The 16,121-nt window shown below is 68.5% G+C and carries 14 protein-coding genes; 6 read left to right on the top strand and 8 right to left on the bottom strand.

All coding sequences use genetic code 11. From position 1 onward, the window contains the following. Nucleotides 1-143: MspA family porin (locus AB4879_RS23880; RefSeq protein WP_370508852.1), on the top strand; the 143-nt coding region annotated here is incomplete at its 5' end. Between the two features lie 39 nt (nt 144-182). Here the strand turns inward: AB4879_RS23880 and dapC are convergent. From dapC to AB4879_RS23865, 3 genes are all read right to left on the bottom strand, one after another. Further along, nucleotides 183-1,289, bottom strand: coding sequence for a succinyldiaminopimelate transaminase (dapC, locus tag AB4879_RS23875; RefSeq protein WP_370509523.1), 1,107 nt, complete (start codon nt 1,287-1,289; stop codon nt 183-185). Between the two features lie 14 nt (nt 1,290-1,303). Next, nucleotides 1,304-1,627: a ferredoxin gene (fdxA, locus tag AB4879_RS23870; RefSeq protein WP_036343792.1), complete on the bottom strand. Its 324-nt coding sequence runs from the start codon at nt 1,625-1,627 to the stop codon at nt 1,304-1,306. Between the two features lie 249 nt (nt 1,628-1,876). After that, a complete protein-coding gene (locus AB4879_RS23865; RefSeq protein WP_370509566.1) occupies nt 1,877-4,456 on the bottom strand; it encodes a bifunctional FO biosynthesis protein CofGH in 2,580 nt (859 codons plus the stop codon). A gap of 218 nt (nt 4,457-4,674) precedes the next feature. Here AB4879_RS23865 and AB4879_RS23860 point away from each other — a divergent pair, with 218 nt between their 5' ends. Continuing rightward, nucleotides 4,675-5,622 (top strand): hypothetical protein, encoded by a 948-nt coding sequence (locus tag AB4879_RS23860; RefSeq protein ID WP_370509522.1) that lies wholly within the window; start codon nt 4,675-4,677, stop codon nt 5,620-5,622. On the opposite strand, the gene AB4879_RS23855 is transcribed toward AB4879_RS23860, so the two are convergent. Further along, nucleotides 5,619-6,011, bottom strand: coding sequence for a hypothetical protein (locus AB4879_RS23855; RefSeq protein WP_370509521.1), 393 nt, complete (start codon nt 6,009-6,011; stop codon nt 5,619-5,621). The two genes, AB4879_RS23860 and AB4879_RS23855, sit on opposite strands and share 4 nt — an antisense overlap. Nucleotide 6,012: 1 nt before the next feature. Beyond that, nucleotides 6,013-6,879 (bottom strand): N-acetyl-1-D-myo-inositol-2-amino-2-deoxy-alpha-D-glucopyranoside deacetylase, encoded by an 867-nt coding sequence (mshB, locus tag AB4879_RS23850; protein WP_370509520.1) that lies wholly within the window; start codon nt 6,877-6,879, stop codon nt 6,013-6,015. A gap of 40 nt (nt 6,880-6,919) precedes the next feature. On the opposite strand from mshB, the gene AB4879_RS23845 reads away from it, so the two are divergent. The 4 genes from AB4879_RS23845 to AB4879_RS23830 all read left to right on the top strand — a co-directional run bounded on the left by AB4879_RS23845 (nt 6,920) and on the right by AB4879_RS23830 (nt 11,618). After that, on the top strand, nt 6,920-8,170 hold the full coding sequence (locus tag AB4879_RS23845; protein WP_370509519.1) for a chloride channel protein: 1,251 nt from the start codon (nt 6,920-6,922) through the stop codon (nt 8,168-8,170). 32 nt (nt 8,171-8,202) lie between these two features. Next, the gene (locus AB4879_RS23840) at nt 8,203-9,258 is read left to right on the top strand and encodes a class I SAM-dependent methyltransferase (RefSeq protein WP_370509518.1); all 1,056 of its coding nucleotides are present in this window, start codon (nt 8,203-8,205) and stop codon (nt 9,256-9,258) included. Between the two features lie 267 nt (nt 9,259-9,525). Beyond that, a complete protein-coding gene (locus tag AB4879_RS23835; RefSeq protein ID WP_370509517.1) occupies nt 9,526-10,533 on the top strand; it encodes a hypothetical protein in 1,008 nt (335 codons plus the stop codon). 137 nt (nt 10,534-10,670) lie between these two features. Beyond that, nucleotides 10,671-11,618 (top strand): hypothetical protein, encoded by a 948-nt coding sequence (locus tag AB4879_RS23830; RefSeq protein WP_370509516.1) that lies wholly within the window; start codon nt 10,671-10,673, stop codon nt 11,616-11,618. 2 nt (nt 11,619-11,620) lie between these two features. On the opposite strand, the gene AB4879_RS23825 is transcribed toward AB4879_RS23830, so the two are convergent. From AB4879_RS23825 to AB4879_RS23815, 3 genes are read right to left on the bottom strand one after another with little or no spacing between them, the layout of a single operon-like run. Further along, nucleotides 11,621-13,618: an ABC transporter family substrate-binding protein gene (locus AB4879_RS23825; RefSeq protein WP_370509515.1), complete on the bottom strand. Its 1,998-nt coding sequence runs from the start codon at nt 13,616-13,618 to the stop codon at nt 11,621-11,623. Next, entirely contained in the window at nt 13,569-15,467 is a 1,899-nt protein-coding gene (gene typA / locus AB4879_RS23820; protein ID WP_036343786.1) for a translational GTPase TypA, read from the bottom strand. The genes AB4879_RS23825 and typA overlap by 50 nt, the downstream gene beginning before the upstream one ends. Continuing rightward, a complete protein-coding gene (locus AB4879_RS23815) occupies nt 15,464-16,090 on the bottom strand; it encodes a hypothetical protein (protein WP_102809831.1) in 627 nt (208 codons plus the stop codon). The genes typA and AB4879_RS23815 overlap by 4 nt, the downstream gene beginning before the upstream one ends. Nucleotides 16,091-16,121 lie beyond the last annotated feature (31 nt).

Here is a 16,121-nt window from a genome sequence, read left to right as displayed (position 1 = left end):
CCAACGGCTCGGTCGCGGTGGCCAACGCCCACGGCACCGTCACCGGTGCGGCCGGCGGCGTGCTGCTGCGCCCCTTCGCCCGCCTGATCTCCAAGGCCGGTGACAGCGTCACCACCTACGGCGAACCCTGGAACATGAACTGACGATGCGTTTCTGACCCCGCTTGGGGTGGGGCGGCTGGCTCAGGCCAGCCGCTCCACCGCGGCGGCGATACGTTCGTCCGTCGCGGTCAGGGCCACCCGAACGTGCTGTGAACCGCCGGCTCCGTAGAACTCCCCGGGTGCGACGAGAATGCCACGCTCGGCCAGCCACGCCAGCGTCGTCCGGCACGGCTCACCGCGGGTGGCCCAGAGATACAGACCGGCCTCGGAGTGGTCGACGGTGAAACCCGCCGACCGCATCGCGGCCAGCATGACATCGCGGCGGCGCGCATAGCGCTGCCGCTGTTCCAGTTCATGGGCGTCGTCGTCGAGCGCGGCCACCATCGCCGCCTGAACCGGACCCGGAACCATCATCCCGGCGTGCTTGCGCACCGCGAGCAGCTCGGCCACCACATCGGGGTCGCCGGCGACGAAGCCGGCGCGATACCCCGCGAGCGACGAACTCTTCGACAGCGAGTGCACCGCCAGCAGCCCGGTGTGGTCGCCGTCGCTGACCGACGGATGCAGAACCGACGTCGGCTCTTCCTCCCAAGCCAGGCCCAGATAGCACTCGTCGGACACCACCAGCGTGCCGCGCTCGCGGGCCCATTCGACGACCTTGCGCAGATGGTCGCGGCCCAGGACCTTGCCGGTCGGGTTGCTCGGTGAATTGATGAACAGGACCGCCGGGGACTCGGGTCCGAGCTGGGTCACCGAGTCCGCCGGGATCACCCGGGCGTGCGCCAGCCGCGCGGCCACGTCATAGGTCGGATAGGCCAGCTCCGGAACGACCACCAGATCGTCGGCGCCCAGACCCAGCAGGGTCGGCAGCCACGCGATGAGTTCCTTGGTGCCGATCACCGGCAGGACGGCGTGCTCCGGCACGTCGGTGATGCCGTAGCGCCGGTGCAGCGCGGCCACGGCGGACGCCCGCAGCGCGGGCGTTCCCGCCGTCGTCGGATATCCCGGTGCCGCGCTGGCCGCAGCCAATGCCTCCCGGATCACCGGTGCCACCGGATCGACGGGTGTGCCCACCGACAGGTCGACGATGCCGCCCGGGTGAGCCCGCGCGGTGGCCGTCACCTCAGCGAGGGTGTCCCACGGGAAAACCGGCAGCGTCTCGGATACCGGACGCCGCCGCGCGCGCAACGGGACGGGAGCCGTCAGGCCTCTTCCTTCGGCGGCAGGTCCTTGACCACCTGCGGGTCGTTGTCGGTCTGGCCGACCTTGGAGGCACCGCCGGGCGAACCCAGCTCAGCGAAGAAGTCGGCATTGATCTGGGTGTACGAGGCCCACTGATCCGGGACGTCGTCCTCGTAGTAGATCGCCTCGACGGGGCAGACCGGCTCGCACGCACCGCAGTCGACGCACTCGTCGGGGTGGATGTACAGCATGCGCGCACCCTCATAGATGCAGTCGACCGGGCACTCTTCGATGCAGGCCTTGTCCTTGATGTCGACGCAGGGCTCGGCGATCGTGTACGTCACTTGAGGTTCTCCTCGGTCTGCTGTATTCGGGTGGCTGTATGTCTGCGGGGCTGCTGGGAACGCCTAGTATCCGATGCCGGTCACCGGATAGCCGACTCAGTGTGCCCTAACTTGTCGTCCATCGGAGTGCCGGTCAGCACAGGTCTTGCGAGTGGTTACTGATACTAGACGTTTCGTATATTAGCGACCTATACCCGCAGACACCGTGCCGACACCGGCGGCGATTCGACAGCCGGAGTACGCCGGCCCTCAGGCCGCGAGGTCGGTGTAGGTCGTCGTGCGCTGACGCGCCGGACGGCCGATACCGGCGGCGATGGCCATCAACTCCTCGGCTGACTTCGCCGAGCCGTTCTCAGAGCCGGCCATCCGCGAGATGGTCTCCTCCATGAGCGTGCCGCCCAGGTCGTTGGCGCCGCCCTGCAGCATCACCTGCGTGCGCTCGACCCCCAGCTTCACCCACGACGTCTGGATGTGCGAGATCCGGCCGTGCAGCATGATCCGCGCCAGGGCATGCACTGCGCGGTTGTCCCGGTGCGTCGGGCCCGGACGAGCTCCGCCCGCGAGGTACAGCGGCGATGACTGGTGCACGAACGGCAGTGGAACGAACTCGGTGAACCCACCGGTGCGATCCTGGATGCCCCGCAACACGTTGAGGTGCCCCACCCAGTGCTTGGGGGTGTCGACGTGGCCGTACATCATCGTCGAGCTCGACCGCAGCCCCACCTCGTGCGCGGTGGTCACCACGTCGATCCACTCCGAGGTGGGCAGCTTGCCTTTGGTCAGCACCCAGCGAACCTCGTCGTCGAGGATTTCCGCGGCGGTCCCGGGGATGGAACCGAGCCCGGCCTCGCGCAGCGAGGTCAGCCATTCGCGCACCGAGAGGCCGCTGCGGGTCACCCCATTGGCGATCTCCATCGGCGAGAACGCGTGGACGTGCATCGACGGCACCCGCGCCTTGACCGCCCGCACCAGATCGGCGTAGCCGGTGACCGGCAGTTCGGGGTCGATCCCGCCCTGCATGCAGACCTCGGTGGCTCCGGCGACGTGCGCTTCCCAGGCCCGGTCGGCGACCTCGGAGGTGGACAGCGAGTACGCGTCGGCGTCGCCCTTGCGCTGGGCGAATGCGCAGAACCGGCAGCCGGTGTAGCAGATGTTGGTGAAGTTGATGTTCCGGTTCACCACGAACGTCACGTCATCGCCGACCGCATCGCGGCGCAACGAATCAGCAAGGGCGGCAACCGCATCCATAGCCGGACCGTCGGCGGTGGCCAAAGCCAGGTATTCGTCGTCGCTGCAGCCGCCCGGGTCGCGTTCGGCTGAACGCAGCGCCGCCAGCACATCGGTGTCGATGCGCTCAGGCGCGCGGGCTGCCAACTCGGAGACCTTCTCCCGGATGGACTCCCAGTCCCCGAACGCGCTACCGAGATCGCTGCGGGTCTCGGTCAGCCGCCCCTCGGTATCGATGGCCGAGTGAAGATCGGTGCGGCCCAAGGACTCCGATGCCTCGTCGGGTTCCTGCCAGGGCCGGCCCACCGGCTTGGTGTCCAGCGCCCATCCGGTGTCCGGATCGGCCAGCGCATCCACATGTCCGCGCACCCGCGGATCGATCCATGCCGCACCCGCCTGCACGTACGACGGCTGCGCCGTAAGGCGTTCCACCAGTTCATAACCCGCGGCTGCAGTGACGTCCGCCAGCTCGTCCAGAGCGGGCCACGGCCGCTCAGGGTTGACGTGATCGGGCGTCAGCGGCGACACCCCACCCCAGTCGTCGACACCGGCCCCGACCAGCGCCAGGCATTCCTCCCGCGACACCAGATTCGGCGGTGCCTGGATGCGCATCTTCGGGCCGAGCACCAGGCGACTGACGGCGATGGTGGCCAGGAAGTCGTCGATGCCCGCATCCGGAACCGACGCCATCGCGGTGTGGTCCTTGGCCCGGAAGTTCTGCACGATCACTTCCTGAACGTGCCCGAACTCCTTGTGTGAACGCCGGATCGCGTGCATGGTCTCGGCGCGCTCGGTCAGCGTCTCACCGATACCGACGAGAAGCCCGGTGGTGAACGGGATGGACAGCCGGCCGGCGTCGTCCAGCGTGCGCAACCGCACTGCGGGATCTTTATCCGGGCTGCCGTAATGCGCCAGCCCCTTGGTCTCGAACAGCCGCCGCGACGTCGTCTCGAGCATCATGCCCATCGACGGCGCGACCGGCTTGAGCCGCGACAGCTCCGTCCAGCTCATCACCCCGGGGTTCAGGTGCGGCAGCAGGCCGGTCTCTTCGAGCACCCGGATCGCCATGGCGCGCACGTAATCCAGGGTGGAGTCGTAGCCGCGCTCGTCCAGCCACTGCTTGGCTTCGTCCCAACGCGCCTCAGGACGGTCGCCGAGGGTGAAAAGAGCTTCCTTGCAACCTAATTCCGCGCCCCGACGTGCCACGTCGAGGATCTCGTCGGGCTCCATGAACATGCCCTTGCCCTCGGCGCGCAGCTTGCCCGGCACCGTCACGAACGTGCAGTAATGGCAGGTGTCGCGGCACAGGTGAGTCACCGGGATGAACACCTTGCGCGAATAGGTGACCGGCAGGCGCCCACCCGGGCCCCGGCGACCTGCGGAGTCCAGGCCGGCGTCACGAACCCGGGCCGCGCTCGCGCACAAGTCGGTGAGGTCATCACCGCGGGCGGTCATCGCGATCGCCGCCTCGTCGACGTTGAGGGCGACACCGTCGCGGGCGCGACGCAGGACGCGTCTCAGCGCAGCGGGCGACGGAGCATCAGTCCGCTGCGGAACCACCGGTGTGGGCAACGGGCTACTTGGCTGCGAGTTCAGGGCCACTCCCCGGTAACCGTCGACAGCAGAGAAATCATCCGCGCGTCCCACAATCTGAAACTCCGGCGACTGACATGCTGCACACAGTAGTCCTCGCACGTGGCCGCGCGGCCTTGCCCGTCGGCCCCGCTCAGTGACCGGGACACGGCCGGAAAATCTGTAACACTTACGCGCGCGCAACGTAGATTGTCAGTATTAGCTGTGCCTGAAGCAGGGGGTTCGCCATGACTGTGTCCGTCCGTTCGTATCTGACCGCCGGAGTAGCGGCGGCGGTCGTCGGCGCCGTGGCCCTGACTCCCGTCCAGCCGTCGACGCCGACCGCGATGTCGCTGGACTCTGTCCGCCTGTCCGCCGCGGTTCAGCCGCTGGTCAACCAGGTCAACACCGCGGCAGCAGCGATCGGTGCGCCCGACGTCGTTGCCGCCCCTGCCCAGCCCGGAGCGCACAAGACGGCGCAAGCCAACAACAACGTCTCGGACGCGATCGACGCCGCCTATCAGTGGGTGCTCTACTGGGGCAACTATTTCGCCCTGGACCTGGGTCCGTATTTACTCGGATGGATCCCGTTCGGTTATCTCATCAGCGACCAGATCTACATCTGGTACCCGAACTTCACGGTCCCGGTGGCCAACAGCGTCGTCTACGACTTCCTGGATCCGGTGGTCAACGATTTCTGGAACCCGACCGTCTGGCGGGACGGGCTGACCGCAATCGCCCAAACCACCCTCAGCAGCCTGGGCGTGGTCGGCACCCAGGAGGTCGCGTACTTCTGGAGCCTGCAGTGGTTCCCGTTCCCGCTGCCGCCGCTGCCGCCACTGCCGTTCGCGGCGCTGAAGACGCCCGCCGCGGCAGCGAGCGCCGGCGCCGCCGTCGAGCAGAAGACCGAAACGGCGACCGCCAAGTCCGGCCTCGCCCACTCCGGCCGTCCGCAGGCGGTCACCAAGACGGCCGACACACCCGACGACACCACGGTCACCGCCCAGGCGGTCACCGACACCACCGGATCGGCGGACACCCCAGCCCCGAAGGCCGTCAGCACCAACAAGTCCGCCAAGGCCGACAGCAGCGCGAGTTCGGGCAAGGGTGGCTCGGCCAAGTCGGGCACCACATCCGGCCCCAAGAAGTCGACGGGCGGTTCGGCGCGAACCAAAGCCGCGAAGGGCACCAGCTAGCGGGTGCGCCGCCACAGGAACACCGCGGGCGGCGCAGCGCCCAGCGCCAGGAAGATCAGCACCGAGTAGGCCATCACGCCCGGGCCGCCGAACACGATGTCGCCGCCCGGCCCGCCCAGGGTCAGCGCGGCGACCGTGACCAGCCACGTCATCAGCGGTAGCGCGGCAAGCCGGTCGGACTCCGTCCAGTAGGCGGCGGCCCACACCAGGGCGAGGTTCACCAGACCGCTGACCAGCGCGCTGATCGGCAACGGCACGGCGCCCAGATAGAGCGGCAGGAACAGCGCGCCGGCGACAGCCGAGAGGACACCGTCGACGGCCAGCAGACCCAGCACCACCGTGCGGATGGCCGGGTCGGTTGCGTCCGGGGGTGGGGGTGGCTTCACCAATCTATTGCCCGAAGCCGAGCCCGCCGAGAAGGTCGGTCTCCCAACCGCGCTCATTGGTCGGACCCGCTGCGCCCTCGACGAGCACATAGTGTTCGGCGGCGAGCACAGGCAGCACGAGTTTGTTGGACAGGGTGAACGCCCGCCTGGTCGGACCGACGAGCATCTGCGTCGCGTGTGCGGCGATCGCGTCGACCTTGGCGTCGAGGTGCTCGGGCGCTTCGACGATCGCGGTGATCCTGTCGTCGGGGAAACCGAATTCGACGTCCGGGGGCGGCATGATCCAGTCGGCCAGCACGTCGTCGGGCGTGAGGGCGTTGACGCCGTCGCGAAAAGCGCTGGCGCAGATGACACCCCAGTAAAACTTCGGCACCGTCCACGTCGCGGCCGCAACCGCGGCGGTGGTGATCTTGTGGGTCTGCACGTGGTCGGGGTGGCCGTAGCCGCCGCCGGGGTCGTAAGTGGCGACGACGTGCGGGCGCAGTTCGTCGATGACGTCGGCCAGCAGACCGACGGCTTCGTCGACGTCGGCGTCGACGAACTTGGTGTGCTTGCGCGCCGGGGTGCCGGGCATGCCCGAGTCGCGCCACTTGCCCGCACCGCCGAGGAACCGCGGGCCGGGCAGGCCGAGTGCCCGGAGGGCCGTCGTCAGTTCCCCGATTCGGTAGCCACCCAACTGATCCGCTTCGTCGACGGCGAGCCGTCGCCAGCGGTCGTCGATGATCTCGCCTTCTTCACCGAGGGTGCAGGTGACGACGGTGACCTCCGCCCCGCGTTGCACGTAACGCGCAATGCTGACCGCGTTGTTCATCGTCTCGTCGTCCGGGTGGGCGTGCACGAACAACAACCGCGGGGTCTCCTGCTCAGCCACGTCGGCCACCCTACCGCCGCAGGTGACATAGATTCGGCGCGTGAACCGGCGCCACCTGGAGTTCGGCTGCGCGGTCGCCGCGATCGGGCTGCTGGCGGGGCTCGCCGGCGCCGCGACCACCGTGCTGCTGCACGCGGTCGAGCACCTCACATTCCACTACAGCTTCGGGACCCTGCTGGACGGGGTGACGGGGTCGAGTCCGGTGCGCCGCGCGGTCGGCCCGACGATCGGCGGCGCGCTGGCCGGCCTCGGCTGGTGGCTGCTGCGGCGACGGACCCGGGTGCCGTCGCTATCGGAGGCCATCGATTCGCCCGGACCGTTGCCGCGGCTCGCGTTGACGCTCGACGCCTGCCTGCAGGTGCTGTTGGTCGGCGCCGGTGCGTCACTCGGCCGGGAGGGCGCGCCCCGCCAATTCGCCGCCGCACTCGGCGATCTCGGCACCTCGAGGTGGGCGCTCACCGCAAGCGATCGCAGGATCCTGCTCGGCTGTGCGGCCGGCGCCGGTTTGGCGGCGGTGTACAGCGTGCCGTTGGGCGGCGCGCTGTTCGCGATCCAGATCGTGCTTCGCAGCTGGAGCCTGCGCACCGTCGGGACGGCGATGATCACCTCCAGCATCGCGGTGGCGGTGGCCGCGCCGGTTACCCATCTGGAGGTCCCGCTGCACTGGCCCAATCCCGAGCTGTCGTATCTGCTGACCGGATTCGCGGTCCTCATCTCGCCGCTGGCGCTCGTGGTGGGCCGGGGCTTCAACCGGCTGATGCAGTACGCCAAAGCTCACCGGGTCGGCGACTCCTGGCTGCTGATCCCCGCCATCGCGGCCGCCGGGCTGCTGGTCGGTGTGCTGTCGCACTGGTGGCCCGAACTGCCGGGCAACGGCAAGAGCGTGCTGACCGTGAGCGTCGCCTCCGGGCTGACGCTGGCATCGGCCGGGGCCCTGTTACTGCTGAAACCTCTGGTGACCGCACTGTTCCTGCGCGCGGGCGCGGTCGGCGGCATGCTGACTCCCGCACTGGCCACCGGCGCGGCGACGGGGTCGCTGGTGGCGATGGCGATCAACACCTGGACACCGCTGACAGTCAGCGTCCCGGCGGTGTCACTGGCCTGCGCCGCGGGCGTACTGGCCGTCACTCAGGGGGCTCCCGCCTGGGCGGCCTTGTTCGTCTGGGAGCTGGCCCATCCCCCGTGGTGGCTGCTGATCGTCTTCGCGGCCGCCGCGTATGCCGCCAGTGCGCTCAACGGTCTGCTCGAGCGGCGCCGCGACATTCAGGTGAACGAGCAAACCGATCACTGACAACCGCCGCCGGATCGGGTAGAAGGACTCAGGTGGAGAACATGCCGCTGTCCTCGACCGCCGATCCCGCGCTTCACAGCGCCATGACGCGCCGGTTGCTCCGTCGTTCGGTCGCCACCGGTGAGATCAGCCTGCCCGCCGTGCCCGGCCTGCTCGAGGCGTACGTGACCATGTGCACCACCCTGTTCGCAGCGCTGGGCAGCGAATTCAGCGCCGAGCAGATCGACGAACTGCGCGCCATCCTGCACGAACAGCTGGCCGAGGCGTTCGGCGCGTCACCGCGCTCGGAGATCGTCATCTCGTATGCGGCTCCGGTCGGAACGGTGCTGAACTACCACGTCAAGAGCCGCTGGTGGACGGTCGAAGGTGCGTACGAGAACTGGATCGCCACCCGCGAACCACCGTTGTTCGGATCAGAACCCGACGCGCGGGTGCTGGCACTGGCCGGCGAAGCGGCCGATCCCCGTTCGTGTCCGATCCTGGATCTGGGTGCCGGCACCGGACGCAACGCGTTGGCGCTGGCGCGGCGCGGCCATGAGGTCGACGTCGTGGAGATGACGGCGTCGTTCGCCGAGCGCATCCGGGAAGCCGCACAGGGCGAGTCGCTGCCCGTCCGCGTGTTGGAGCGCGACATCTTCGCGACGGTGGACGATCTGCGCCGCGACTACCGCCTGATTTTGCTGTCGGAGGTGGTGTCGGACTTCCGGTCTACCGACCAGCTGCGCGGCATCTTCGAGTTGGCCTCCCACTGCCTGGCCCCCGGCGGTCGCCTGGTGTTCAACGCCTTCGTCGCACACCGCGACTACACCCCGGATGACGGGGCACTGCAGCTGGGCCAGCAGTGCTACACGACGATCTTCACCCAACCTCAGATGGCGGCGGCCCTGGCCGGGTCTGCGCTGGCACTGGTGTCGGACGTGTCGGTCTACGACTACGAGAAGAACCATCTGCCGGCCGGCACGTGGCCGCCGACAAGCTGGTACGCCGAATGGGTCAGCGGGCAGGACGTGTTCGACGTTCCCCGCGATCAGCGCCCGATCGAGATGAGGTGGCTGGTGTACGAAAAAGCGATCTCGCCGCCGGTGTGACGCACCAGAATTAGCCAGTCTGTGCGTATGCAAATTTCCTCAGCCGCCCTTAAGGAACCGGGGCGACTAATTGGGTTGGCTCACAAGGATTTTCTAACCCCCACCTCGGTAAACAGTAATTTTCGCCCAAAAAAATTCTCAGGCGGAGTCTTTACCCTTATCAGCCTATTCTCAGGTATCGTTCTCCTTGCCGGTGCCGCAAACACGGATTAGGGAGACGGCATGCGACGGGCGTTGGGGCCATTCCTTACTACAGGGGTGGCACTCGTGGCGGCGACTGTGGTCGTGGCCAACCCCCTCGCGCCTCCATCCAGGGACATGCAGATCTCCACCACGCAGCTGTCCACCAGCCCCGATCTACTCAGCCCGTCCGATAAATCCCTGCTCAGCGCGCTGACGCCGAAGTTGCCGAGCTCCGATATCGGCCCCGCGCTCGCGCAGATCCTGGCCGCACTGGCCGCGGACGCCGATCGCATCAGCCGCGAGGTCAGCTCGGCGATCAACCCCGAGCCGTCGATGGTCGCCGCACTGCCCGAGCAAACTGCTTATCGGCCCGACCCGATAGGTTCCGGCTTCGTCGACTCGGCAAACGCCACTCCTGCCCCATCCACCACGGGATTTGTCACGTCAGTCGTCAGTTCCGACGTGGTACAGGCACTCAACGGCCTGGTCCTGGACACCTCATATCTCGGCGGAAAAGTCGTCGAGGCGGCCTACGCCGTGGTGGCGGTGATCATCCGCGTTCCGCAATTCGTCGTGACCGCTGCCCTCGATCTGCTCAACGGTGACATCGCCGGCGCGCTGGACACCGTCAAGGCGGCCATCCGCGCATTCTGGGGCCCGGGGCTGATCATTCTCGACGGCATCAGGGACGTTCTGTACGGGCGTCGCGCTCCGGCCATCCCGCCGCCCACCGCGCTCAAGAATCTGGTCGCCTCGGCGACCGCCGGCGGCGGCACCGAGGCCAAACCGGCCCCCAGCGAGCCGGCCACCGATACCGCGACACCGGCGCCGTCCAGCCAGAACAACAAGGCCGGCTCCGCCCGCAAGCCGGACACCACGCCGACGGCGGCCAGCCTGCGGCCGGCCCCGACCACGACCACGACCACGACCACCACCAAGTCGACGGGCTCCAGCAACTCGGGTGCCGACGCGACGACCCCGGCCAAGGCCCGCAGTGACAGCAAGCCGGCGGCGGGCACCACACGCTCCGTGGCCGGGTCGGCCCGGGACGCGAAAAGCTCTTCGTCCAGCTCTTCCAGCGCCGGCTCGTAGACCGGCTGACGCGGCCCGCGCGGGCCGAACTGGTTGACCGCTCAAGCTTCGTCCGCGACTTCTGCCAACTCACCGTTTCTCAGTTTGCTGTCAGGTAAGTTTCGCCTGGTCGGTACACCTCGGCGAAGGAGCCAGAAATGCCTGCTGCTGTCAACTCGCTCTACCGGACCAGCATCGCGCTCGCGGGGGCCGGCGTCATCGCCGTCAGTCCGCTGATCCCCAGCCACAGCGTGCCGGTCGCCTCTGTGCAGCTGCCCCACATCCAGCTCACCGACCTGTCCGTCCCGGCTTTCGGCGCAATCCCCTACCAGATCGGCATCAACCTGCTCGGCGACATCATCGCCGCGACGCCGATCCTGGTCGGCAGCACCCAGCAGTGCGCCACGTACTGCCTGGGACCGAACACCCCGGCACCCGAACCGACGTACGCGCCGTTCACCGGGTGGGGTCTGGTCGGCCTCGGCAAGGGCCTGATCAGCAGCCCGGTCGCGTTCGTCGGCGCACTGCAGGCCGGTCGGGATGTCGCCCAAGCACTCGGCGTGGCACTGCTCGCCGTTCAGGTGCCGATCGCCAACACCTTCAGCCTGCTACTCGCATCGCGCATCCCCTTCGGCGGCTTCGGGCTGCAAGCCACCCTCGAACGAACCTTCACCGCATCCCAGGACGCGCTCGTCGCCGGGTATCAGATCGCCGCCCAGGCGCTGGTACAAGGCCCATTGACAGTGCTCGGCGGCGCCGTGGCCGGGGTGACGGCGTTCGCCGCGACACTCGCCCAAACCGGCGATGTGGTCACCGCATTGACCGCAGGCCGGGCACCGATCCAGCAGGCCGTCACCGCCGCGGCGAACGACCTCGCCTTCAAGATCGACACCGGACGAGCGCGGGTCTACGCCGACCTCATCGCCGGCCCCGGGGCCACCACCCGGCCGATCCCCACCGTGCCGGCCCCGAGCGGAGCGGCAAGCCGCCTGGCCGCCAAGTCCACCAACACGAAGCCGGCCACGGCCGGCAGCGCCAAGTCCACTGCCAAGAAGGGCGGGGTCGCCGGTTCCAAGCGTGCGCACAAGGCCGCCTCCGGCGGTTAGCGCTACTGCGCGGCTTTGGCCCATCGGCCAGCGTCACCGACGATGCCGACCGGCACCGCGCCGCTCAGGCTGACGTTCTGCACGCTCGGGCCCACCGCGACGATCGTGGTGTCCTGCAGGATCGGCAGGACCGTCGAGAGGTTCCAGAGCCGTGGCTCGACCAGGTTGATGACATCGTTGATCTTGGCCGAACCATCAAGGGCCGCTTCGATATTGGGCTGAATGCTGCGATCACAGATCCCGGTCAGGTTCGAGGGCGCCTGCACCAGTGCACCCGACTCGGGGGCCGGCGGCGGGCTCGTCGGCGTCATGGTCGTGGTGGTGGCGGGCGGCGGACCGGCCGACGGCGTCGCCGACGGGCCGGCGGTCGTGCTGCTCGGAGCCGCCGTGGTGGTCGCAGTGGCCGTCTGAACAGGCGTGGCCTCCAAGGCCGGGCAGCCGTAACGCGAGGCCAGCGAGGTGGCCAGGTCACCGCCCGCGGCGTGCCAGCCGACGATGGCGTCGACGCGGTTGTTCACCAGCGCATCCCCGTAGAGCACCGGCGGATCCAGCGCCAGCACCGTCGCGGCGATGCCGACACTGCGCAACTGGTCGGCGGCGGTGTTGGCGACCGCAACCGACGTCGGGTCGTTGGCGGCAACTCCGATCACCAACGACAGAATCTCGCCGTCCTTGCTGACCCGCCCGCGGGTGATCTCCGGCGGCCCCGGCTGCGGCGTCTCGGTGCGTGACCCGGCCGACGGCGGCGACGGCACCGGCGACTCGGTGGGGGTCCGGTCGATCTGGAAGCCGACCTGCTCGAGCAGTTCCAGCGACCGCTGCTTGCCCAGTGCCGGCGGCGCGGTGGGCTCGTAGCCCGGATCGCTCGGCGAACGTACCTGCGCCTGCGCCAGGGTGACGGTGTTGTCGCTGCCTGCCCCGACGGCGGCCAGCAGATCCACGTCCAGCAGGCCCAGAATTGCTTTGCGCACAGCCGGATCCGACAATTTGGGCTCGTTCGCCCGCAACGTCAGCTGCATGACCCGCGGAGTGACGATCCGCGCGGTACGCACGTCCGGGATGGCCGACAGCTGGGCGAACGCGGCAGCGCCACCGTGCACCTGCGCCACCTGGGTGTCGCCGTTGCGGATCGAGTCGGCCAGTGCGGCAGGCGCGCCGGCGCGGCGGAACAGGATCTGGTCGGGGTGCGCCGGTGGTCCCCAGAATCGGTCGTTGCGGGCCAGCAGGATCTCGTCGCGCTGGGGGTCGATGTTGTCCACCCGGAACTGGCCGGCGGTGACCGGCATCGCGCGGGCCAGGCCGGCCGCGAACCCGCCCGGCACATCCTTGACGATGTGCGCGGGCAGCAGGTCGTTGAACAGCTCCCGCCACGCCGGGTACGGCTGCGCGAACGTCACCACCGCGGTCTTCCCGCCCTCGATCGACTGCACGCCGGTGATCAGGTCGTAACCCGCGGGGTCGACCACGCCGGGCTGGCTGACCATCTGGCGCCACAGGTACCAGAAGTCGTCGGCGGCGATCGGGGCGTTGTCGGTCCACGACGCTTCAGGACGGATCTTGTAGGTGACGGTGAACGGGTTCTGGTTGGTCACCTCGGCCGAGACCAGCAGCGTCGGGTCCATCTCCCAGCGGGAGCCGGTGGGCGTCGCGGGATCCGGGACCGGGCGAAACGAACTGGGCAGCACCAGTGCACTGATCGCGGCGTTCACCGGCGACTGGTCGGAGAGCAGGTGCGGGTTGAACCCGGCACCGATCGAGTCGATGCCCATGATGATCTGGGTGGGCCGGGCCGGTGGCGGCGGAGGCACGTTCGTCGTCTCCGTGCTCTGCGGAGCCGGTGGCGGGCTGACCGTACATGCGGCGGTGATCAGCACGGACAGCAGGACAGCCAGGACTTGAAGGCTGCGTGGTCCGGTCGGCACGCCCCTCAGAGTAGCGATAGGACGCAGGTCAGCCCCTGGCCTTGGCCCGGGACTTCGCCCGCGCCCGGCTGGTGGCATCCAGCTCGACCTTGCGCACCCGCACGATCTCCGGCGTCACCTCGACGCACTCGTCCTCGGCGCAGAACTCCATGGCTTGCTCGAGACCGAGTTCCAGCGGCCGGGCCAGTGTCTCCATCACGTCAGCGGTGGAGGACCGCATGTTGGTGAGCTTCTTCTCGCGGGTGATGTTGATGTCGAGGTCCTCGGCACGCGGGTTGATTCCGACGACCTGCCCTTCGTAGGTCTCCTGCCCGGGCTCGACGAAGAACTGCCCCCGGTCGGCGAGCTGGATCATCGCGAACGGGGTGATCTGGCCGGAGCGGTCACTCACCAGCGAACCGGTGTGCCGGGCCCGGATCTCCCCCGCCCACGGCCGGTACCCGTCGAACACCGCGTTGGCGATTCCGGTGCCGCGGGTCAGCGTCAGGAAGTCGGTGCGGAATCCGATCAGGCCGCGGCTGGGCACGATGAAGTCCATCCGCACCCATCCCGCTGCGTGGTTGGCCATCTCTTCCATCCGCCCCTTGCGGCCGGCCATCAGCTGGGTGATCGCGCCGACGAACTCCTCGGGGCAGTCGATGGTCATCGCCTCGAACGGCTCGTGCAGCTTGCCGTCGATGGTGCGGGTGACCACCTGCGGTTTGCCGACGGTCAGCTCGAAGCCTTCGCGGCGCATCTGCTCCACGAGAACCGCCAGCGCCAGCTCACCGCGGCCCTGCACTTCCCAGGCGTCCGGGCGGCCGACGTCGACGACCTTGATCGAGACGTTGCCGACCAGTTCGGAGTCCAAGCGGCTCTTGACCATTCGCGCTGTGAGCTTGTGGCCGGACACCTTGCCGGCCAGCGGCGAGGTGTTGGTGCCGATGGTCACCGAGATCGCCGGCTCGTCGACGGTGATCCGCGGCAGCGCGTGCGCGTGGTCGGGGTCGGCCAGGGTGTCGCCGATCATGATCTCCGGGATGCCGGCCACCGCGACGATATCGCCGGCGACGGCTTCCTCGGTCGGGGTGCGTTCGACGCCCTCGGTGACGAGCAGCTCGGTGATCTTGGCGTTCGTGATCACCGGGTGGCCGTCGACCTCCCGCATCCAGGCCACCTGCTGGCCCTTCTTGAGGCGGCCCTTGTAGATGCGGATCAGCGCCAACCGGCCCAGGAACGCCGAGGCGTCCAGGTTGGTCACCAGCGCCTGCAGCGGCGCTTCGGGATCGCCCTGCGGCGGCGGAATGTGCTCGAGCAGGACGTCGAACAGCGGATCGAGGTTCTCGCCGTCAGGGTTCTCCCCGTTGGCGGGCTGGGTGGTGCTGGCGATGCCGGCCCGTCCCGAGGCGTACAGCGTCGGCAGGTCCAGTGCCTTCTCGGCGGCCGCCTGGGCCTCTTCGTCGAGGTCGGACGCGACGTCGAGCAGCAGATCGTGGCTTTCCTCGACGACCTCGGCGATCCGGGCGTCGGGGCGGTCGGTCTTGTTGACCACCAGGATCACCGGCAGGTGCGCCGCCAGCGCCTTGCGCAGCACGAACCGGGTCTGCGGCAGCGGGCCTTCGGAGGCGTCCACCAGCAACAGCACACCGTCGACCATGGACAGGCCGCGTTCCACTTCACCGCCGAAGTCGGCGTGACCGGGGGTGTCTATGACGTTGATCACTGTCATCGAACCGTCGGGGTTATGACGATGCACGGCGGTGTTTTTCGCCAGGATCGTGATGCCCTTTTCCTTCTCCAGGTCACCGGAATCCATCAGGCGTTCGATGGTGTCGTCACCACGGTGGGTAAGGGCGCCGGACTGCCGCAACATGGCGTCCACCAGCGTGGTCTTGCCGTGGTCGACGTGCGCCACGATGGCGACATTGCGGAAGTCTCGGTTGTTCACGGCCCTGATTCTCGCAGCGCAGGTGCCCTTTTGCGAAAACGAGGAAGCACCAGCAGCGCCGCGCCGAGGAAGCACAGCGCTCCGAAGAAGGTTCCCAGGTTCGCTACCAGCGCGTCCTCGGTGATTCCGGTTCGCCGCACGAATGCACCGACCGCGGAGACTCCGAACGCGATCGAGCCGACCATGTTGATCCACTCGGCCTGCCAGTCACGCGACCCGAGCGCGATCAGCCCCACCGCGATCGTGGCCGCGGCCACCCCGAGCGCCGCGCTCACCAGGAAGGCGACCGACCCCAACGCGTCCGGCGCCCACACGTAGTGGCGGCGCACTCCGGTCGCGTGCGCCCACACCGCGGAACCGGTACTGATGTTGAACAGCACAGTGCCCACGAATTGGATTGCTGCCGAGAGCCATTCGAGCTTCCATGGCGGCGTTGCGAGCACCAGTTGCATCCAGGCCGCAGCGGTGAAGAACCAGGAGCCGATGAAGCAGAGCCAGTTGGCCGCACCCGCACCGGCGAGCGACGGGAAGCCGGGGACCGTCGCCGCGGCGAAGAAGGCCGAGCCCACCGCGAACAGCCAGCATTGCCGCGAAAGTGTCGCCAGCGTCCCCACCCACGGCATTCCAACAGGCTTTCCACACCATTCGCAAACT

It is taken from the genome of Mycobacterium sp. SA01 (assembly GCF_041287105.1).
Classification (GTDB): Bacteria; Actinomycetota; Actinomycetes; order Mycobacteriales; family Mycobacteriaceae; genus Mycobacterium.
Note: the sequence above shows the minus strand (reverse complement) of the source record. Positions and strands in the feature narration are given on the sequence as shown.

Bases quoted from the DNA above. Each gene is read 5' to 3' on its own strand.
- AB4879_RS23860 (WP_370509522.1), top strand. From the start codon at position 4,675: ATGACTGTGTCCGTCCGTTCGTATCTGACCGCCGGAGTAGCGGCGGCG.
- AB4879_RS23830 (WP_370509516.1), top strand. From the start codon at position 10,671: ATGCCTGCTGCTGTCAACTCGCTCTACCGGACCAGCATCGCGCTCGCG.
- AB4879_RS23825 (WP_370509515.1), bottom strand. From the start codon at position 13,618: ATGCCACCAGCCGGGCGCGGGCGAAGTCCCGGGCCAAGGCCAGGGGCT.
- AB4879_RS23815 (WP_102809831.1), bottom strand. From the start codon at position 16,090: ATGCCGTGGGTGGGGACGCTGGCGACACTTTCGCGGCAATGCTGGCTG.